This window comes from Photobacterium frigidiphilum (assembly GCF_003025615.1).
Taxonomy (GTDB): domain Bacteria; phylum Pseudomonadota; class Gammaproteobacteria; order Enterobacterales; family Vibrionaceae; genus Photobacterium; species Photobacterium frigidiphilum.
This window is the reverse complement of record NZ_PYMJ01000017.1, coordinates 81,092-100,771: the sequence shown is the minus strand read 5'-3', so window position 1 is coordinate 100,771 and position 19,680 is coordinate 81,092. Positions and strand designations below refer to the sequence as shown.

The 19,680-nt window shown below is 43.5% G+C and carries 17 protein-coding genes; 4 read left to right on the top strand and 13 right to left on the bottom strand.

Translation table 11 applies throughout. From position 1 onward, the window contains the following. Position 1: 1 nt before the first annotated feature. From coaE to yacG, 3 genes are read left to right on the top strand one after another with little or no spacing between them, the layout of a single operon-like run. The gene (gene coaE, locus C9J12_RS16675; RefSeq protein WP_107243743.1) at positions 2-604 is read left to right on the top strand and encodes a dephospho-CoA kinase; all 603 of its coding nucleotides are present in this window, start codon (positions 2-4) and stop codon (positions 602-604) included. Positions 605-658: 54 nt separating this feature from the next. Further along, positions 659-1,396 carry a cell division protein ZapD gene (zapD, locus tag C9J12_RS16670; RefSeq protein ID WP_011219765.1) on the top strand — a complete coding sequence of 246 codons (738 nt, stop codon included), beginning with the start codon at positions 659-661 and terminating at the stop codon, positions 1,394-1,396. A gap of 8 nt (positions 1,397-1,404) precedes the next feature. Next, positions 1,405-1,620 (top strand): DNA gyrase inhibitor YacG, encoded by a 216-nt coding sequence (yacG, locus tag C9J12_RS16665; RefSeq protein WP_107243742.1) that lies wholly within the window; start codon positions 1,405-1,407, stop codon positions 1,618-1,620. A gap of 107 nt (positions 1,621-1,727) precedes the next feature. On the opposite strand, the gene mutT is transcribed toward yacG, so the two are convergent. Further along, positions 1,728-2,126 (bottom strand): 8-oxo-dGTP diphosphatase MutT, encoded by a 399-nt coding sequence (mutT, locus tag C9J12_RS16660; protein WP_107243741.1) that lies wholly within the window; start codon positions 2,124-2,126, stop codon positions 1,728-1,730. A 190-nt stretch (positions 2,127-2,316) separates the two neighbouring features. Continuing rightward, a complete protein-coding gene (gene secA / locus C9J12_RS16655) occupies positions 2,317-5,049 on the bottom strand; it encodes a preprotein translocase subunit SecA (protein WP_107243740.1) in 2,733 nt (910 codons plus the stop codon). Positions 5,050-5,404: 355 nt separating this feature from the next. On the opposite strand from secA, the gene C9J12_RS16650 reads away from it, so the two are divergent. Beyond that, the gene (locus C9J12_RS16650; RefSeq protein ID WP_107243739.1) at positions 5,405-5,878 is read left to right on the top strand and encodes a DUF721 domain-containing protein; all 474 of its coding nucleotides are present in this window, start codon (positions 5,405-5,407) and stop codon (positions 5,876-5,878) included. Between the two features lie 84 nt (positions 5,879-5,962). Here C9J12_RS16650 and lpxC read toward each other — a convergent pair whose 3' ends face one another. From lpxC to murE, 11 genes are all read right to left on the bottom strand, one after another. Further along, the gene (lpxC, locus tag C9J12_RS16645; protein WP_107243738.1) at positions 5,963-6,877 is read right to left on the bottom strand and encodes a UDP-3-O-acyl-N-acetylglucosamine deacetylase; all 915 of its coding nucleotides are present in this window, start codon (positions 6,875-6,877) and stop codon (positions 5,963-5,965) included. 186 nt (positions 6,878-7,063) lie between these two features. Next, positions 7,064-8,248 (bottom strand): cell division protein FtsZ, encoded by a 1,185-nt coding sequence (ftsZ, locus tag C9J12_RS16640; RefSeq protein WP_107243737.1) that lies wholly within the window; start codon positions 8,246-8,248, stop codon positions 7,064-7,066. Positions 8,249-8,281: 33 nt separating this feature from the next. Next, positions 8,282-9,538: a cell division protein FtsA gene (ftsA, locus tag C9J12_RS16635; RefSeq protein WP_011219772.1), complete on the bottom strand. Its 1,257-nt coding sequence runs from the start codon at positions 9,536-9,538 to the stop codon at positions 8,282-8,284. Positions 9,539-9,553: 15 nt separating this feature from the next. Continuing rightward, complete coding sequence (locus C9J12_RS16630; RefSeq protein WP_107243736.1) at positions 9,554-10,315, bottom strand: cell division protein FtsQ/DivIB; 762 nt, start codon at positions 10,313-10,315, stop codon at positions 9,554-9,556. A 265-nt stretch (positions 10,316-10,580) separates the two neighbouring features. Continuing rightward, positions 10,581-12,041, bottom strand: coding sequence for a UDP-N-acetylmuramate--L-alanine ligase (gene murC, locus C9J12_RS16625; RefSeq protein ID WP_107243735.1), 1,461 nt, complete (start codon positions 12,039-12,041; stop codon positions 10,581-10,583). A 19-nt stretch (positions 12,042-12,060) separates the two neighbouring features. Continuing rightward, a complete protein-coding gene (gene murG / locus C9J12_RS16620; RefSeq protein WP_107243734.1) occupies positions 12,061-13,122 on the bottom strand; it encodes an undecaprenyldiphospho-muramoylpentapeptide beta-N-acetylglucosaminyltransferase in 1,062 nt (353 codons plus the stop codon). Then, positions 13,109-14,338 (bottom strand): cell division protein FtsW, encoded by a 1,230-nt coding sequence (ftsW, locus tag C9J12_RS16615; RefSeq protein ID WP_107243733.1) that lies wholly within the window; start codon positions 14,336-14,338, stop codon positions 13,109-13,111. The genes murG and ftsW overlap by 14 nt, the downstream gene beginning before the upstream one ends. Then, the gene (gene murD / locus C9J12_RS16610; RefSeq protein ID WP_107243732.1) at positions 14,332-15,675 is read right to left on the bottom strand and encodes a UDP-N-acetylmuramoyl-L-alanine--D-glutamate ligase; all 1,344 of its coding nucleotides are present in this window, start codon (positions 15,673-15,675) and stop codon (positions 14,332-14,334) included. The genes ftsW and murD overlap by 7 nt, the downstream gene beginning before the upstream one ends. Then, positions 15,676-16,758, bottom strand: coding sequence for a phospho-N-acetylmuramoyl-pentapeptide-transferase (mraY, locus tag C9J12_RS16605; RefSeq protein WP_107243731.1), 1,083 nt, complete (start codon positions 16,756-16,758; stop codon positions 15,676-15,678). Then, the gene (murF, locus tag C9J12_RS16600; RefSeq protein ID WP_107243730.1) at positions 16,755-18,161 is read right to left on the bottom strand and encodes a UDP-N-acetylmuramoyl-tripeptide--D-alanyl-D-alanine ligase; all 1,407 of its coding nucleotides are present in this window, start codon (positions 18,159-18,161) and stop codon (positions 16,755-16,757) included. Before murF ends, mraY begins: the two co-directional genes overlap by 4 nt. Beyond that, positions 18,158-19,678: a UDP-N-acetylmuramoyl-L-alanyl-D-glutamate--2,6-diaminopimelate ligase gene (murE, locus tag C9J12_RS16595; RefSeq protein WP_107243729.1), complete on the bottom strand. Its 1,521-nt coding sequence runs from the start codon at positions 19,676-19,678 to the stop codon at positions 18,158-18,160. Before murE ends, murF begins: the two co-directional genes overlap by 4 nt. Positions 19,679-19,680 lie beyond the last annotated feature (2 nt).

Sequence of the window (19,680 nt, the reverse complement as noted above, 5' to 3'; positions counted from 1 at the left end):
GATGACGATGGTTATTGGGCTGACAGGCGGTATTGGTAGCGGTAAAACAACAGTTGCCAACCTTTTTGGCGACTATGGCATTGATATTATTGATGCTGATATCATAGCCCGAGAAGTGGTTGAACCTAATACTACAGGGTTAAACGCAATTGTAGACAAATTGGGCGCTGACATCCTGTTGACAGACGGCACGCTTGATCGCAGTAAGCTAAGAAACGCTATCTTTAACCAGCAGCAACTTAAAGACTGGCTCAATGGTTTATTGCACCCATTGATTCGAGAAAAAATGCTCTCAAATATCAGTAAAGCAACATCGCCATATTGCTTATTGGTGGTTCCTTTAATGGTAGAGAATAACCTGCAAACGATGACTCATCGTTTATTAGTGGTTGATGTCGACGAGTCGGTACAAATTAAGCGCACTCAAACACGAGATAATGTGGCACCAGAACACGTAAAAAAAATCCTGATGGCACAAGCGTCTCGTCAAAATCGGAATGCAGCCGCTGATGACATTATTAGCAATAATGGCAATAGTGCAGAGCTTAAAAATAAAGTGGCCGAATTACATCAAGAATACATAAAAATGAGCCATCTTTATTAAAAGGCTGCTTATTTATCAATAATACAGCTGTCAAAATTAAGTAGATGACAACATATGCAAACTAACAGATTTGAACACCCACTAAATGAGAAAGTACGTATTTACTTACGTCTTGAATATTTAATTCGACAAATGACTCACGCGAGCCAGTTGAGCGATCAATGGCAGCATCAAATCTTTTTCCGTGCTTTGTTTGATCTATTAGAAATTTTAGATCAAGTGCAACTCAAAACAGAGCTCGCAAAAGATCTTGAAAAACAGCGGTGCAAACTAAAAAATTGGCTCAACATCGATGGGGTTGATCAAAATGCCTTATTAGAGCTACTTGATAGTATGGATATGGCACATCATAAATTGATTGCTGCCAACCGATTAGGTCAAGATTTACGAGATGATCGTTTCTTAAGTGGTATTAAACAGCGCTTTTCAATTCCAGGTGGTAGCTGTTGTTTTGATTTACCGACCTTGCATCATTGGCTACATTTGCCTCTGGCGCATAAGCAGAATGACTTAAGTACTTGGCTATCCCAGCTAACTGAAATGACTGATGCATTAAACTTATGGCTGCGCTTTACCCGAGAGTCGGGGCCGTTCCAGCCACAAATAGCGCGAGCAGGTTTCTTTCAACATACCGCAGAAGATGCCAGCCTATTACGATTACAAATTTGCCCTAGCTATGGTGTATACCCTATGATATCAGGACATCGTGGTCGTTTTGCTATTCGCTTCATTCCTTTTGAAGAAGGTGCAACGATTGCTGATACCATTGAATTTAAATTAGCTATTTGCTGAGGTTACCCGTGTCACAATCAAACACGTCAACAACACCCATTATTGTTAAATGCCCTACGTGCAAGAAAGAAGTGGAATGGGGAGAGCAAAGCCCTTACCGCCCTTTTTGTACCAAGCGTTGTCAGTTAATTGATCTGGGTGAATGGGCAGAAGAAGAGAAGTCAATTCCGGGCGCACCTGATTTATCTGATTCAGATGGCTGGTCGGAAGATATGGGATATTAAACGATAGCTTAAACGATGGCTTAAATGATGCCTCTTTGATGAGTCACTAAAGGCAGGTTAACAGCTATATACAGAGTCTGTGCCTGCCACTATCTATACGTTAGATGTTACTTGCTCATCAACTTATGCAAGACCGCTTCATTCGCTTCAGGAAAACAGTAGTTAGCTAAATCGCACAGATTAACCCACTCACTAGGTTGCCCTTCTTTCCCGTACGCTTCACCGCTAAACGCTTTCACCAAAAAGAAATCAAACTTTAAGGCTTTATCTGGATAGTCATGATCCAATGCCATGAAATGTTCGATCTCGGTAACGCGAATACCTACTTCTTCAAATAATTCACGTACCACCGCCTGCTCTGCGGTTTCATTGACTTCGACTTTGCCACCCGCGAATTCCCAAAACCCACCTTGATGCGCCTTATCAGCACGACGAGTAATAAAAACCTGATCCCCTTGAGGGTTTAGAATGATCCCTGCAGAAATCCAAATAACTTTTTTGTTCAACGCCTTTACCTTTTGTATGAATGGCGAGTAATGAAAGCATATTTGATCACTAGATAATCAGAGGACTTTCCTTGATCATCACAATCCACTGACTGCTTTCTCGCTTCTAGCTTCTAGCTTCTAATTTATGTTAATAAAAAGGCCGCATCAGCGGCCTTCTTTATTAACACAACAATGAACAGAAGATCGTTTAGTTGATCTTACCGTGACATTGCTTGTATTTCTTACCAGAACCACATGGGCAAGGTTCGTTACGACCAACCTTACGCGTTTCACGTTCAAACGTACCAGACTCTGCAGGCTGTTCAGCATCGCTTTCATCTGCAATTTGACTTGCAGCATTTTGATGCTGGTACTGCTGACGACGTGCAAGCTCTTCAGCCTGTTGGCGACGTTCTTCTTCCATGCGATCAACTTCTTCTTGTTGCTGCACACGTACTTTACTCAAAATCGATACAACATCAGATTTCAAGCTATCTAGCATTTCCTCAAACAGTTCAAACGATTCACGCTTGTATTCCTGCTTAGGGTTTTTCTGTGCGTAACCACGAAGGTGAATACCTTGACGAAGGTGATCCATTGCCGCTAGGTGCTCTTTCCACAACGTATCAAGATTCTGCAACATCACAGTTTTCTCAAAGTTACGCAGTACTTCAGCACCAACCACTTCTTCTTTTTGCTGGTAAACTTCAATCGCTTTCGCAACTATGCGTTCACGAAGTGCTTCTTCGTAAAGTTTTTCTTCTGTATCTAGCCACTCTTGAATAGGGAGTTCTAAATCAAAGTCTGCTTTTAAGCGTTCTTCTAGACCTTTAATATCCCACATTTCTTCAAGAGACTGTTGTGGAATATAAGTATCAACAACAGCAAGAATCACATCATCACGGTTTTGCGTAATCATGTCGCTGATATCGTCAGCATTCATCAACTCATCACGTAGTTCATAAACCACTTGTCGTTGATCGTTGGCAACATCATCGAATTCAAGCAATTGCTTACGGATATCGAAGTTACGACCTTCAACTTTACGCTGCGCGTTTTCAATCGCTTTCGTTACCCAAGGGTGCTCAATCGCTTCGCCTTCTTCCATACCCAGCTTCTTCATCATGTTTGATACACGATCTGAAGCAAAGATACGCATCAAGCCATCTTCCATTGAAAGATAGAAGCGCGATGAACCTGCATCACCTTGACGACCAGAACGACCACGAAGCTGGTTATCGATACGACGAGATTCGTGACGCTCAGTACCCGTGATATGTAAGCCACCAGCAGCTAATACTGTTTCATGACGTACTTTCCAATCCGTTTTAATCTGAGCAATTTGAGCATCAGTTGGATCTTGCAGATTCGAAATTTCTTCCTGCCAGCTACCGCCCAACACGATATCGGTACCACGACCAGCCATGTTAGTTGCGATGGTTACAGCGCCAGATTGACCAGCATTTGCAATGATATACGCTTCTTTTTCGTGGAATTTAGCATTCAGTACTTCATGCTTAATACCCTCTTTTTTCAGCGCATTAGAGAGCAATTCTGATTTTTCAATCGAAACCGTACCGACAAGAACAGGCTGACCTTTAGCAAAGCGTTCTTTAATATCTTCACAAATAGCCGCGAACTTTTCAGCTTCTGTCATATAAACCAAATCGCCCATATCGTCACGGACCATCGGCTTATTGGTTGGCATTACAACAGTTTCCAAACCATAAATAGACTGGAATTCAAATGCTTCTGTATCTGCCGTACCCGTCATACCGGATAGCTTGCTGTACAGACGGAAATAGTTCTGGAAAGTGATTGATGCCAGTGTTTGGTTTTCGTTCTGGATCTTAACGCCTTCTTTCGCTTCAACAGCTTGGTGAAGACCTTCAGACCAACGACGTCCAGGCATGGTACGACCCGTGTGCTCATCAACAATAATGACTTCATCATCTTTTACGATGTAATCAACATCACGTTCAAATAGTACATGGGCACGTAAAGCAGCAGTAATATGATGTAATAAGCTGATATTAGAAGGAGAATATAAAGTATCGTCCTCAGCCATCATTCCCTGTTGTGTCAATAACTCTTCAACAAACTCTTGACCATTTTCTGTCAGGTGAGTTTGCTTCGATTTTTCATCGACAGTGTAGTGGCCTTCGCCACGGAAATCTTCGCTATCTTCTTGATCTTGTTTTACTAACTGTGGGATCAATAGATTAATTTTAGTGTACAGATCTGAGCTATCTTCAGCAGGGCCAGAGATAATCAGCGGGGTACGAGCTTCATCGATTAAGATTGAATCCACTTCATCGACTACGGCAAAGAAACGTTCACGTTGTACGCGATCTTCAGGGCGGAAAGCCATGTTGTCACGTAAGTAATCGAAGCCAAATTCGTTATTCGTACCGTAAAGTACATCGGCACTGTATGCTTCTTTCTTTGCTTGAGGAGGCATATTAGGCACGTTGATACCAACGGTCATACCTAAGAATTCAAACAATGCACGGTTAGTTTCTGCATCTCGCGCGGCGAGGTAATCGTTCACGGTTACAATGTGAACACCTTTACCAGTCAAGGCATTTAAATACGCCGGTAAGGTTGCGGTTAGAGTTTTACCTTCACCAGTACGCATTTCTGCAATTTGGCAATTATTCAGTACCATGCCACCAAGCAGCTGCACGTCAAAGTGACGCATACCAAAGACACGCTTTGATGCTTCGCGTACTGTTGCAAATGCTTCAGGTAGAAGTAGATCTAATGATTCGCCTTGATCTAGACGCTCGCGGAATTCAACGGTTTTAGCCTTTAAATCTTCATCTTGTAGACTGTCAAACTGAGGCTCTAGTTTATTGATCTCATCGACAATTTTGCGCATACGACGCAGAGTGCGGTCGTTACGGCTACCGATAACTTTAGTCAGTAGTTTTGATAACATGGCTATGTCGTTTCTCTTTGTTATATCAGCTTATAATACGTGCTGAATAGCTTAATCAGGGTTTCATTCGGGGAGCATTAATCCCTGTCCCGCCGGTAATCTGTCATGCAATATGACAGTGAATCCAACAACTGAAACAATACGGTTGTAAGAGATATTGTGCCACTCTTTTATTAATTCAAGGGCTATACAGAAACAATCCTCAGTATGAGCGATGTGTTTCGAGTATCTTCACTTACAGAACTGATATAATAAGCCATATTAACGGCATAGCCTATGGCTAAAGCTGGTGTCTTTCTTTTCATATTCGAAAAATTAGGACTTAGACCTCAATTATTGATACGGAAGACGTGTTATGAGAGACCATCGCCCTCAAACCCCTGCAAGTTTGCTGGATGACAAAGGCTTAAACAACATCCAACAACGTGCTATTGCACTGAGTAAACTCAATGCAGCCGTTAGGCAGCACTTAAATTGTGCTCAACACTGCCGCGTCAGTAATTACCGCCAAGGCACATTAATCATTGAAACGTCTTCGGCATCATGGTCAATGCGTTTGAATTACGAACGTAATAGTTTGATGATGACGTTACGCGAGAAGCTATTACCTCAATTATCAAGCATTGAGGTTAAGGTGAATCCTGAACTGGCTTCAATACAAAGAGCCAAAGAAGATAAAATACCGGATATTATTCAAAAGCCAATCAGTGAAATAGCTGAACAACATCTACTGGCCACGGCGGCAAACGCACCAGAAAAGGTGAAACGTAGGTTAGAACGCTTAGCTCAAATTGCTCGAGACAAGCGCCATAATAAAGGTTCGGTTTGATCTATATCCGCTAAAACCCGTATTTCAGATACAAAAAAGCCGAACTGAGTTCGGCTTTTTTTAATTCTTATCGTGCTGCGAAAATTACGCTAACACCATACCTGGTTGAGCAAATGTCACTGGCACTTCTTCGTCTTGGAAAGTGGCCCATTCATACGCTTCTTGATCAGCTAACACTGCACGCAATAATTGGTTGTTAAGTGCATGGCCTGATTTGTAAGCACGCATTTCACCAATAATATTGTGTCCACACATGTAAAGATCGCCAATGGCATCCAATACTTTGTGCGTAACCAGTTCGTTATCGAAACGCAGACCGTCATCATTAAGAATACGGTAGTCATCCAATACGATAGCATTATCGAAACTACCACCCAGAGCTAAGTTCTGAGATTGTAAGTATTCAATATCACGCATGAAACCAAAGGTTCGTGCACGACTAATGTCTTTAATGAATGACTGACTCGAAAAATCGAGTACTAAGCGTTGCTGATCGGCATCAATTGCTGGGTGATTAAAATCGATAGCAAAATCTAACCGGAAGCCGTTAAATGGAACGAGTTCGGCCCATTTATCACCATCTTCAATACGTACAGGTTTTTTAATACGTAGAAAACGCTTAGGCGCATTCAATGTATCAATACCTGCAGATTGCAGCAGATAAATAAACGGACTAGCACTACCGTCCATAATCGGAATTTCAGGTGCATCAACTTCGATAATAACGTTATCAATGCCCATGCCAGCTAATGCGGCATTCAGGTGCTCAACGGTTGAGATACGCACGCCGTCCTCGTTAACGAGGGCAGTACATAACATGGTATCACGCACAGAATTCGCATCTGCAGGGAAATCTACAGGTGGATTTAAATCTGTACGGCGATAAATCACGCCAGTATTTGCTGCGGCAGGACGCAGAATAAGCGTCACTTTACGCCCAGAGTGGAGGCCCACACCGGTCGTTTGCACTATGCTTTTAAGTGTACGTTGTCTGATCATCTGCTTATATCTCAACTGTTTTCAAGCCAATCATTTACTCATCATCCTGCTATAAACAGGAAATGGTCAGAAATAATACCATGGATCTGGTCATTTCCCAAACAATTTACAGATTAGCTATCCAATCATGTGCTTACAAAATAAGACAATCATGGATAACTATATCACTGACCTTGTTATTGTTACTTAGTCAGCTTGCTTACGCAAAAATGCTGGAATATCCAAATAATCATGATCGGCCTGAGGCTTAGATTTCGGTGCAGCCGCTGCTGATGCAGGCTGTTGCACGTTACTTTCTGCTGCCACTGACGACTGCATCATTGATGAAGATTTAGTTTCTTCAACTGATACTGGCGCGGCTGGTGTTGCTTGTACTGGCTTAGAAGCTGTTACCAGAGTAATATCTGGCTTAGATTCTTTACCAATACCCGTTGCAACAACCGTTACACGTAGCTCGTCGCTCATATCTGGGTCAAGTGAAGTACCGATAACAACGGTTGCATTATCTGATGCAAACGCCTTTACGGTATTACCGACAGTCTCAAATTCGTCAAGACGCATATCTAGACCAGCAGTGATGTTAACAAGCACACCACGAGCACCAGCTAGATCGATATCTTCAAGTAACGGACTAGAAATAGCCATTTCAGCGGCTTCTTCAGCACGATCATCACCAGTAGCAACGCCACTGCCCATCATCGCATGACCCATTTCAGACATCACAGTACGAACATCGGCGAAATCGACGTTGATCATACCAGGACGGGTTATTAGCTCTGCAATACCCTGAACGGCATTTTTAAGAACATCATTCGCCTTAGCAAATGCATCCAATAACGTAATGCCACGACCAAGTACTTTAAGCAGCTTTTCATTCGGAATCGTGATTAAAGAATCAACATGCTTAGACAGCTCTTCGATACCTTGTTCAGCAAAAGCCATTCGCTTCTTACCTTCAAAGCTAAATGGTTTGGTTACCACCGCTACAGTAAGAATACCCAGCTCTTTTGCTATTTCAGCAATGATTGGTGCAGCACCAGTTCCAGTGCCCCCGCCCATGCCTGCCGCGATAAAGATCATGTCAGAACCTTCAAGTTCTGCCTTGATCGCATCGCGATCTTCCAGTGCCGAATCTCGGCCCACTTGTGGGTTTGCACCCGCACCCAGACCTTTAGTGATATCACCACCAATCTGAATAACAGTGCTTACACTGGTTTTACGAAGTGCCTGCGCATCAGTATTAACACTGATGAACTGAACGCCTTCAATCGATTCACGTACCATGTGATCGACAGCATTACCGCCGCCGCCGCCAACGCCAATGACCTTAATAACAGCGTCATCAGACATTTCCATCATCGGTTCAAACATGTGTTCTCTCCGTTCATCCTGTTCGCATCAGGGTTAAAATTCTTTTTTAAACCAGCCACTAATTCTAGCAAATAATCCCGAAACTGAACGTTTTGGTTCTATATCACTGTCATCAAATGCCTGACTGTCCTTTCCGTAATGCAGTAATCCTACTGCCGTTGCAAAATGCGGAGCCTGAACATAGTCAGTTAATCCATTGAGCTCTAAAGGTTTACCTATACGTACTTGATTACGGAAAACCCGTTCAGCACATTCAATCAAACCTTCCATCTGTGAAGCGCCGCCCGTAAGGACGATGCCTGCCGCCAAATGATGTTTAACACCCGCATCTCGCATTTGATCTTGTATATCTATGAGCTTCTGATTAACCAACCCTAATAACTCACTGTACCGAGGCTCTATCACTTCCGCTAAGGTTTGGCTTTGTAAGCTACGTGATGGTCGACCGCCCACACTGGGAACATCGACTTTTGCATCTTTACTCACCAACTCACTTAACGCACAACCGTATTTCACTTTAATTTCTTCAGCATCGCCCAGAGGAGTACCAAACGCATAAGCAATATCACTAGTAACAACATTGCCTGCATATGGAATCACTTCTGCGTGACGTAATGCCCCACCAGACCACACAGCTAAATCCATTGTGCCGCCGCCAATATCCACAACACAAACGCCGAGTTCACGCTCATCCGGGGTTAGCACAGCATGGCTTGCCGCAAGGCCAGAGAAAATTAAGTGATCCACTTTTAGCCCACAACGCTCTACCGCTTTAACGATATTACGCGCCATGTCATTGTGACAAGTGATCAAATGAACACTGGCTTCCATTCGAACTCCTGATAAACCAACTGGGTTTTTAATTCCCTCTTGATAATCAATAGCAAATTCCTGAGGAATTACATGTAAAGTTCGGTGTTCATCGCTAATTTTTACTGATTTCGCCGTATGAATGACATTATCAACGTCATCCTGAGTTACCTCTTTATCAGAAATAGGCACCATGCCTTTTTCTGTTTGGCAACTAATATGCTTACCTGATAACGACAAGTATACGGAAGATATCTGACAATCTGCCATTAATTCGGCTTGATCCACCGCGCGTTGAACAGATTTTACGACAGATTCAAGATCATTGACTCCACCCTTATCCATTCCCCGTGACGGGCTACTACCCACACCGATAACGTTCACATTGCCATCTGGAAGCACTTCCCCTACCAAAGCACATACTTTGGAGGTACCGATATCAAGACCAACTATGAGTTTTTTATCTGCCGCCTTCGTCATTAGCGCACGCTCTTATTATTGTTCAGGAACAATTTTCCAACCCACAGCTGCGCCAATATCATAGCGCAAATCTACGTAATCTATTTCTTTGCCTTGTTTTTCTAATTCAGGGTAAAGCCATATAAAACGTTCAAGTCGTTCGATTCGAGCTTCTCGACCAAGTTCTAGTCGAATGCCATTTGTTAACCAAATACGCCAAGCTCGACGTTCATTAAGTGCAAGAGTATCAATTTCAAATCCCGCACGTTGTAATCTGGGTTGCATTTCACGCAACACTCCAAGCTCTTCTTTACTACTGCCTTCTGGACCTGCCAAATGAACCAGTTGTAAATCAGTAACTTGTTTCGAATCTGCTTTAAATACACTTCCCTGTTGATTCACCAAATACTTACTATTCCACACAGCAATTGGTTGGTGCTCAACAAGGTATACTTTTAATGTATCTGGCCACTGCTTTCGTACAGAGGCTTGTGCTACCCAAGGTAATGCCTCAAGTGCAGCTTGAATATCATCGACATCTTGTGTCATGAAACTGCTTAGATGATCAAGATGCCATATCGCCTGGCGTACATCGTCAGTCGTCAAATAATCCAAATCACCCTGAATAACCAGTTGTGACAAGGGTAAACGGTTTGCATCTGTCATCCAGTTCATCGTGGCACTAATCAACCACACAGTGAAACCAATGACAAAAAGAAAAAACGCCAATCCCCCCCAACGTTTCATTACAACTGAAGGTGAAAGGAAATTTATTCTTTTTACGACTGCTTCAGTCATTTTTTAATTCGCTTTACCTATCGCAAAGGAGAGTATCCCTCCAAAGCTTGAGCATAATGCTTTTTAGCCCTAACAAGCAAAGTTGGACGATTATACCGACCAACTCGTTGCTCTCCAACTGTTGTTACTACTTTTAGCCACAACAAGTGAAATCAATTCCATTATGATGATAATAACTATCTTACTATTTTTGGCAGAATAAACAAAATAATGCCAATTATCACAAAAAAGTTCTGAAAATTACCATCACGAATAGGCCAGACGACTATTCTGCTCGCATTGCTGCGATATCTAACTGCAAGTCTGCCAATTGACGGGCTATTTTGCCAACATCACCAGCACCTTGTGTCAGAAGTAGATCATCATTCTGAAGAATATTAGCTAATACTGATGGCAAATCTTCATGCGTTGGCACAAAAATAGGGTCAATCTTGCCACGACCACGAATAGTTCTACACAAAGATCGTCCATCGGCACCAGGAATTGCTACTTCTCCTGCAGAATAAACATCTAGCATCAACAAAACGTCAACCTGCTCCAGTACATGCGCAAAATCTTCATAAAGATCGCGAGTACGGCTATATCGATGAGGTTGAAAAATCATGACCAGACGTTTCTTTTCCCAGCCCGCACGAGCAGCTTGAATCGTAACATCAACTTCACTTGGGTGATGACCATAATCATCAACCAGCATCACACTGCCGTTACCCGTTTCAAACTCACCAAGATGATCGAATCGACGCCCTGTGCCTTCAAATTCCAACAGTGCACGAATGATGGCATCATCATCAACGCCTTCTTCGGTAGCAACAGCAACCGCAGCGGTAGCATTCAGTGCATTATGCTTACCTGGAATATTTAACTTCACATTTAAGTCAGGCTTTCCTGCACGTAAAATGGTGAAGTGCCCTTGATGAGCATATTGCTTATATTCAACTATACGCACATCGGCATCATCAGAGAAACCATAAGTTATAATCTGACGTCCAATCCGAGGTAATAACTCTCGTACCACAGGATCATCGACACACATAACGGCCAAACCGTAGAACGGTAAATTATGTAGAAAGTCGATAAAGGTTTGTTTTAAGACTTCAAAATCGCCGCCATACGTATCCATATGATCAGCTTCAATGTTAGTAACAACGCTAACCATAGGTTGAAGGTGCAAGAAAGATGCATCACTTTCATCGGCTTCAGCAATCAGATAACGACTACAACCTAAGCGCGCATTCGTACCAGCACTTTTCACTAAGCCACCGTTAACAAACGTTGGATCTAAGCCTGCTTCAAAATAGATTTGAGTCATTAATGCCGTGGTTGTCGTTTTACCGTGTGTTCCCGCAATCGCAATACCATGACGGTAGCGCATTAATTCAGCAAGCATCTCAGCACGGCGAACCACGGGAATGCGAAGTTCACGAGCAGCAACAAGCTCTGGGTTATCTTGAGCAATAGCGGTTGATACGACAACAACACTCGCACCATTCACATTTTCAGCGGCATGCCCAAAAAATATTTCAGCGCCTTTTCGGGTTAAACTCTCTGTTACCGCATTCGGCGCAAGATCAGAACCACTAATGCGATAGCCTTCATTCAGTAAAACTTCAGCAATGCCGCTCATGCCTGCACCACCAATTCCAACAAAGTGAATACGCTCTACACGACGCATCTCTGGTACCATTGTTCTAATTTTTGCTAATTGCTGGTTGTCCAGTTTACTCATCACTCTGTTCTCTTCTTAATTATCGTGCCAACGATTTAATGACATCTGCGACGCGTACATCTGCATCAACAATCGCGGCTTCTCGTGCAGCAACAGCCATTTGCTTTAATACTTCACGATCTAATTGGTTCAATTCTTCAGCTAGCCCTGCAGCTGTTAAATCCATTTGTTCTATCATTTTTGCTGCACCACACTGCACTAAATGGTCTGCATTCAGTGCTTGCTGGCGATCTTTGTGCATAAACGGTACAAAAATAGCGCCAACACCGGCAGCCGATAACTCTGACACGGTTAATGCGCCCGAGCGGCAAACAACGACGTCAGCCCATGCATACGCAGCAGCAACATCATCGATAAATTCAGTCACTTTATGCGGCACATTGGTACTCTTTGCATAAGCCTGCTCTGTAACTTGCTGGCTACCTTTTCCTGCTTGATGCCAAATCGTCACTTTATCACCGAGCAAAGCTGCGACTTCAGGTAACGTTTGGTTAAGAATTCGCGCCCCTTGGCTTCCCCCCATAACCAAAATTCGCACAGGACCTTGTCGCTCTGCAAATCGTTCTTGAGGGCTTGCTAGTGCCGTCACATCTTGACGGACAGGGTTACCAACAACGTCTTTATTAGCAAAAGCCCCCGGAAAAGCTTGTAATACTTTCGCTGCAATACGTGATAGCCATTGATTGGTTAATCCAGCAACTGCATTCTGCTCATGTAAAACAACAGGAACACCAGATAACCAAGCAGCGACACCACCGGGACCGCTTACATAGCCTCCCATGCCTAATACCACATCAGGTTGCCAAGCTTTTATGTATTTCCGAGCTTGTAAAATAGCACCTACAATCTTGAATGGTGCCGCAAGCAAACGAGTGATTCCTTGCCCACGCAGCCCTTTTACTTTAATGAAATCAATTTCGATGCCATGTTTAGGCACTAAATCAGCTTCCATACGATCAGCGGTTCCTAACCAGCGGATCTCCCAACCTTCTTGTTGCAATTTTTTTGCCACCGCAAGACCAGGGAAAACATGACCACCAGTACCACCAGCCATCACGAGTAAGCGTTTATTCTTGTTCATCGTTACTGTCATTTAAACCACTGTCATCCAATTCTTCAGATTCTGCTGGACCATACTTGGCAAACAGCCTCTGTTCGTGATCAATACGGAGTAAAATACCCACCGCGGTAGCCATTATAAATAAGCTCGAACCACCGTAACTGATCAAGGGTAAGGTTAATCCTTTGGTTGGTACCATGCCTATCGCAGCACCAACATTCACCAGCGTTTGGAAGGCGAACCAAAAGCTAAACCCACATGCTAAGAAGCCACCAAATAACTGCCCAGACTGCAAACACTTGCGCCCAATAAATAGCGCTTTAAATACCAAGGAAAAAATTAATAGCAATACAACTGTAACGCCAATCAGACCTAATTCTTCACCCAATACAGCAAACACAAAATCCGTGTGCGCTTCCGGTAAATATTCTAATTTTTGAATGGAGTTACCTAGCCCTTGCCCCATCAGTTCGCCACGTCCAAACGCCATTAATGACTGGGTAAGTTGATATCCACTACCAAAGGGATCTTCCCATGGGTCAAGAAAAGACGTCACTCGACGTAATCGATAAGGTTCGAAAACAATCAAAAGGCCAATGCCTAATAGGGCACCAGAAATCATCACTAAAAATTGCCAAAGCTTTGCCCCTGCAATAAACAACATACCCACAGTGGTAACGAACATTACAACAAATGAGCCTAAATCAGGCTGCATTAACAATAAAAAAGCGAGGATACCCAGCACGGCAAGGGGCTTTATAAAGCCAATAAAACTAGCACGAACCTGACTATATTGGCGGACTAAATAGCCCGCCAAAAAAATAAATAGTGAGAGCTTAGCAACTTCAGCAGGTTGAAGATTAAAAATTCCTAACGGGATCCAGCGGGCTGCACCATTCACTGATCGCCCGATAAGTAGAACGATAATAAGCAATACAATCGACAGAAATAACATTGGCACGCTGAATTGCTTCCAACGTGATAGTGGAACCTGCACAACCACAGACATGAGCACTAAAGAACAAACAAGAAAGAAGGCATGTCGCAGTGCAAAATAAAAAGGGATGCCCGTTAAACGTGTAGCAACAGGTACTGAAGCCGATGTCACGATCACAAGGCCCGTGATCATTAGAGATAACGCAATCCAAACTAATTGGCGATCATACAAACACGGTGCTGGGGGTTTCGTTAACCACTCACCGACGGTTGAAGCGCCATGTTTAGCTTGGCTTAACATGCCTTTGCTCCTGCAACACGGTGTTGTAAGGCTTTGGCTTGTTCAACAAAGGCATCACCTCGTGCCATAAAATTGGGGAATTGATCAAAGCTAGCACACGCCGGTGACAATAAGATCATGTCGCCTTTTTGCGCGGTATCTGCAGCTATTGCCATTGCTTGAGCCATTGTCTCAATACAAATAGGTGCATCAACCAACGGCATAAACTGATTACCATCACGGCCAAAACAGTAAAGTTGTACATTTAAGTCAGCTAAAACAGGCTTTAGTTCCGAAAAATCAGCCCCTTTCCCATCACCACCTATCAGCAAATGCAACTTGCCCGGTAAGTTTAATCCTTTAAGCGCGGCTAACGTACTGGCTAAATTCGTTGCTTTTGAGTCATTCACCCATTTAACATCATGTTGATTTACGACTAACTGACAGCGATGTGCTAAACCGTTATAACGCTGCAAAGCTCGGCATGCCGCTTGACGATCGATGTTAACTGCATCAGCCAAGGCTAATGCAGCCAAACTATTCGCTATATTGTGTCGACCAACCAACGCAATATCACTTGTCTTCATGATCGGTTGTTCGTCTACGGCTAAAAACTCTTCACCGTCTAACGTTACCAAGCCATAATCTTGATTATCAAAGCCAAAGCTGGTGATCTGATGGCGGAAGCTAGTAGGTAAAGTAGCCAGATCATCGCGGTTGTATACCGCTAATGCTGCATGTTCAAAAATTCGCATTTTTGCCAAGCTATAATCTTCTAGCCCGTCATAGCGATCCATATGATCTTCAGAAAGATTAAGGTATACAGCAGCTTTTAACTCTAACGATGAGGTTGTTTCAAGTTGGAAACTAGATAGCTCAAGCACATACAAGTCATGCTCGTTCGCTAGCATATCTAACGCAGCAAAGCCGATGTTGCCACCGACCCCCACATTGATACTGGCTTCTTTTGCCATTTCACCAATCAGGCTTGTCACCGTACTCTTGCCATTAGACCCTGTGATAGCCACAACAGGCTTTGTCACAGCACGGGCAAATAGCTCAATATCACCGACGATTTCAATACCTGCGGCTTTAGCAGCAACTAGCTCAGGCGTTGCCAGCGCAATGCCTGGACTCGCAACAATCAAATCAGCCTCTAACAGCCAATTCATATTCCATTGCCCTGCACATAGCTCAACGCTAGAAGGAAGTTTATCTTGCCCAGGCGGTGTTGCGCGGGTATCAATCACTTTGATATCACGATCGCCAGTTTGACGTAGCCAGAAATTAACAACCGACAGGCCTGTCATCCCTAAACCAATGACAACAACCTTTGTTACACCGCCTAAGCCATTCATTTATCGAACCTTCAATGTTGCCAAAGCAATCAATACTAGCATTAACGTAATGATCCAAAAGCGCACAATAACACGTGGTTCAGGCCAACCTTTTAGCTCGTAATGATGGTGGATCGGTGCCATGCGGAAAATACGCTGTCCACGAAGTTTGTAAGAACCCACCTGTAAAATGACAGAAACGGTTTCCATTACAAACACACCGCCCATGATCACTAATAGCAACTCTTGACGCACTAATACCGCAATAGTCCCCAATGCACCGCCTAATGCTAATGAACCTACATCGCCCATAAACACTTGTGCAGGATAAGTGTTAAACCACAAGAACCCTAAACCAGCACCCACAATTGCGGTACATAAGACCACCAGCTCACTGGCATCTTTGAGATAAGGAATGTGTAGGTATTCTGCAAAATTAACGTTACCTGTCGCCCAAGCAATAAATGCCATACCACCAGCAACCATCACTGTAGGCATAATAGCTAAACCATCTAGGCCATCAGTCAAGTTGACGGCATTACTGGTGCCAACAATAACAAAGTAGGTTAATACGATATAAAGCAAGCCGAGTTGTGGCATGACGTCTTTAAAGAAAGGCACAACCAATTGAGTGGCTGCGGTATCTTTACCATGCATATACAAGGCAAAAGCAACAACCAGTGCAATAACGGATTGCCAGAAGTATTTCCAACGGGCAATAAGGCCATCAGAGTTCTTGTGCACCACTTTACGGTAATCATCAACAAACCCGACAGCGCCATAACCGAGCATTACGGCAAGCACAGCCCAAATGTAAGGGTTTGATAAATCAGTCCACAATAACGTTGTTATCGTAATCGCAGCCAGAATCATGATGCCGCCCATCGTTGGCGTACCACGCTTGCTGAAATGAGATTCTGGTCCATCATTACGGACAATCTGACCAATTTGCAGCATTTGCAAACGCGCAATAAGGCGTGGCCCCATCCATAGCGAGAGTATCAATGCTGTCAATACGCTCATAATGGCGCGGAAAGTCAGGTATTCAAACAATCTGAAAAATGGATATGATGGTTCTAGTAAATCGGCTAACCAATAAATCATTGTGTATCTTCCTGCAGCGCTGCAATCACGTGTTCCATTCGAGAACTACGTGCACCTTTTGCTAACACTGTTACCTCTTGGTAATGTTGTTGATTAATATTAAGCGGATGAAGTTGCGCTTGTAATTGTTCAATTAATATTGATTTATCTGCAAAGTGCTGCCCTTGATTTAAGTCACTAACCACTGCACTTGCACAACCGAATGTGAATACCTTATCTAAGCCTTTCGTCATGGCATACTCTGCCACTTCACGGTGTAAGCTTGCACTGTCTTCACCCAGCTCAGCCATATCACCGAGTACAAACCAACGTTGACCAGTAAAAGAAGCTAATAGATCAATCGCAGCTTTAACCGAAGCAACACTCGCATTATAGGTATCATCGATTAAACGCAAACCTTCTCGAGGGTGGCTCACATCTACTCGACCTTTTACGTTAGCTACTTTCTCAAGACCCGCTTTAACCTGCTCTAACGTTGCTCCAACCGCCATTGCTAACGCAGCTGCAGCAAGCGCATTGGACACATTGTGAGTACCCGCTAACGTTAATGTAATATCAGTCGAGCCTTCAGGGGTACACATTGTAAAACAAGCTAGCCCTTCAGAGTTAATAAAAATATCAGTTGCAGAGAAATCTGCATCAATATCCGTTAAAGAGAAGGTTTTTACAGTGTGCTGAGCCAAAAGTGACTGCCACATCGCGACATCATTGGAGTCTAAATTAATAATGGCAGTACTTAAACCTGAATCATTTAAGGGGGCGGTTAACCCTTCAAAGATTTCACCTTTCGCTTTTGCAACGCCAGCGAGCGAGCCAAACCCTTCAAGGTGCGCAGCAGCAAGGTTATTGATCAAGGCGACTTGAGGCTTAACTAAATTGGTGGTGTAGGCAATTTCTTTTTGGTGGTTAGCACCCAATTCGATAACGGCAAATTCATGCTCTGGGGTTAAACGTAATAATGTCAGTGGTACACCGATATCATTGTTGAAGTTGCCCGCCGTGGCTAACACATTACCTTTTTGGCTTAAAATTTCAGCCGCCATCTCTTTAACTGTCGTTTTACCACAACTACCTGTTAGTGCTATCGTCTTCAGACCATGATTTTTCTCCATGGTCTGCTTTAACCAAGCACCTAATAACCCAAGCGCTTGATGAGTGTCTTTAACGACTAACTGGGGCAGTTCAACAGGTAAGTGACGACTCACCAATAATGCTGCAGCGCCGTTATCCATTGCATTTTGGCAAAAGTCATGGGCATCGAAACGCTCACCTTTTAATGCAATAAACAAGGTATGAGCAGAGACAGTTCGCGTATCTGTCGAAACATTGGCAATAGTGATATCGTTGCCGATTAACTCTGCACCTAAGACATCAGCCAATTGCGCTAACTGAACCTCTATCATGCTGTTTCCCCAAATAAAGCTTGTACCGTTTCACGGTCAGAATAATGAATGGTTCGATCTGCGAGAACTTGGTAATCCTCATGACCTTTTCCAGCTAATAAAATAATATCATTCGCTTGTGCGTGTTCTATTGCATAAGTGCACGCTAACTTACGATCGTGGATCACTTGTGCTTGCTGTGGCAATACTAACCCTTGCAACATATCACTGACGATAGCGGCTGGCGCTTCTGTGCGCGGATTGTCATCCGTAATAATAATCTGATCTGCTAAGCGCTCTGATATTTCAGCCATCATAGGACGCTTACCAGTATCTCGGTCGCCACCGCAGCCAAAGATACACCACAATTTACCCTGACAATGCACGCGTAACGCTTGCAGTGCTTTTTCTAAAGCATCTGGCGTATGAGCATAATCAACTACAACCATCGGTTTGTCAGAACGTTGAAAAACTTCCATTCGACCAATCACTGCAGTCAAGCGTGGTGCTGCCGCAATCAACTTATCAATAGAGTGCCCTAAGGCTAATAACGTCGCTAATGCCAGCAATAGATTCGACACATTAAATGAGCCAACAAGCGGTGCTGTAAACTGACCAGCCCCCCAGCTAGAATCAAAGCTTATATTAACGCCTTGAGTGCTGTACGCGACATCCGTTAACCATAAGGCTTGTCCCTGATAATCTTCGCCTAAACGAGCTTTATCCGTTACGACTGCAACCGCATTAGGTAAGTCGGCTAACCAAGATAATCCAATAACATCATCGGCATTAATGATAGGGATGCCAGCTTGATGCTCGGTAAACAAACATTTTTTTGCATCCGCGTAATTTGCCATATCACCATGATAATCAAGATGATCGCGACTTAAATTGGTAAAGATACTGGCAACAAACTGCAAAGCTTTAACGCGTCCTTGTACTAACCCGTGTGATGAAATTTCCATAGCGGCAAAATCAGCACCTTGATCGACAAGATCATGTAATACATGAGGGATTTCAATCGCATTACCCGTAGTGTTAACCGCAGGTATAAGGCTATTTAACAAACCATTACCTGTCGTTCCCATAACTCCTGCGTTATAACCAATGAGGTTTGCCCATTGTGCTAACAGTTGACTAATAGTGGTTTTCCCATTCGTACCTGTCACAGCCAATAATTTAAGACGTGTATCGGGTTGGGCATAAAAGCGGTTGGCAATTGCTGAAAGGTACTGATTCAATTGCTGAAAATAAATAATCACGATACCGTCTTGCTCAACAATATCACCATGCTTAGCGATATTGTCGGCTTCAGCGAGAACAGCGGTTGCCCCAGCGTGAATTGCCGCCGGAATAAAGCCACGACCATCAACGGCATGACCATTAACAGCAACGAATAAGTCATCGGCTTCAATTTGACGACTATCAATCGTCATATTCGCCACACTGTGTTCACGCCACTTTTCTTGCCAATCAGATGTGGCTATCCACGGTGAAAGCAATGATCCAAGAGTGATCGATTGACTAGAACTTAACATTT

Bases quoted from the DNA above. Each gene is read 5' to 3' on its own strand.
- C9J12_RS16630 (WP_107243736.1), bottom strand. From the start codon at position 10,315: ATGACTGAAGCAGTCGTAAAAAGAATAAATTTCCTTTCACCTTCAGTT.
- ftsA (WP_011219772.1), bottom strand. From the start codon at position 9,538: ATGACGAAGGCGGCAGATAAAAAACTCATAGTTGGTCTTGATATCGGT.
- murE (WP_107243729.1), bottom strand. From the start codon at position 19,678: ATGTTAAGTTCTAGTCAATCGATCACTCTTGGATCATTGCTTTCACCG.
- lpxC (WP_107243738.1), bottom strand. From the start codon at position 6,877: ATGATCAGACAACGTACACTTAAAAGCATAGTGCAAACGACCGGTGTG.
- secA (WP_107243740.1), bottom strand. From the start codon at position 5,049: ATGTTATCAAAACTACTGACTAAAGTTATCGGTAGCCGTAACGACCGC.
- ftsW (WP_107243733.1), bottom strand. From the start codon at position 14,338: ATGTTAAGCCAAGCTAAACATGGCGCTTCAACCGTCGGTGAGTGGTTA.
- C9J12_RS16650 (WP_107243739.1), top strand. From the start codon at position 5,405: ATGAGAGACCATCGCCCTCAAACCCCTGCAAGTTTGCTGGATGACAAA.
- zapD (WP_011219765.1), top strand. From the start codon at position 659: ATGCAAACTAACAGATTTGAACACCCACTAAATGAGAAAGTACGTATT.
- murD (WP_107243732.1), bottom strand. From the start codon at position 15,675: ATGAATGGCTTAGGCGGTGTAACAAAGGTTGTTGTCATTGGTTTAGGG.
- murG (WP_107243734.1), bottom strand. From the start codon at position 13,122: ATGAACAAGAATAAACGCTTACTCGTGATGGCTGGTGGTACTGGTGGT.
- murF (WP_107243730.1), bottom strand. From the start codon at position 18,161: ATGATAGAGGTTCAGTTAGCGCAATTGGCTGATGTCTTAGGTGCAGAG.
- mraY (WP_107243731.1), bottom strand. From the start codon at position 16,758: ATGATTTATTGGTTAGCCGATTTACTAGAACCATCATATCCATTTTTC.
- ftsZ (WP_107243737.1), bottom strand. From the start codon at position 8,248: ATGTTTGAACCGATGATGGAAATGTCTGATGACGCTGTTATTAAGGTC.
- murC (WP_107243735.1), bottom strand. From the start codon at position 12,041: ATGAGTAAACTGGACAACCAGCAATTAGCAAAAATTAGAACAATGGTA.
- coaE (WP_107243743.1), top strand. From the start codon at position 2: ATGACGATGGTTATTGGGCTGACAGGCGGTATTGGTAGCGGTAAAACA.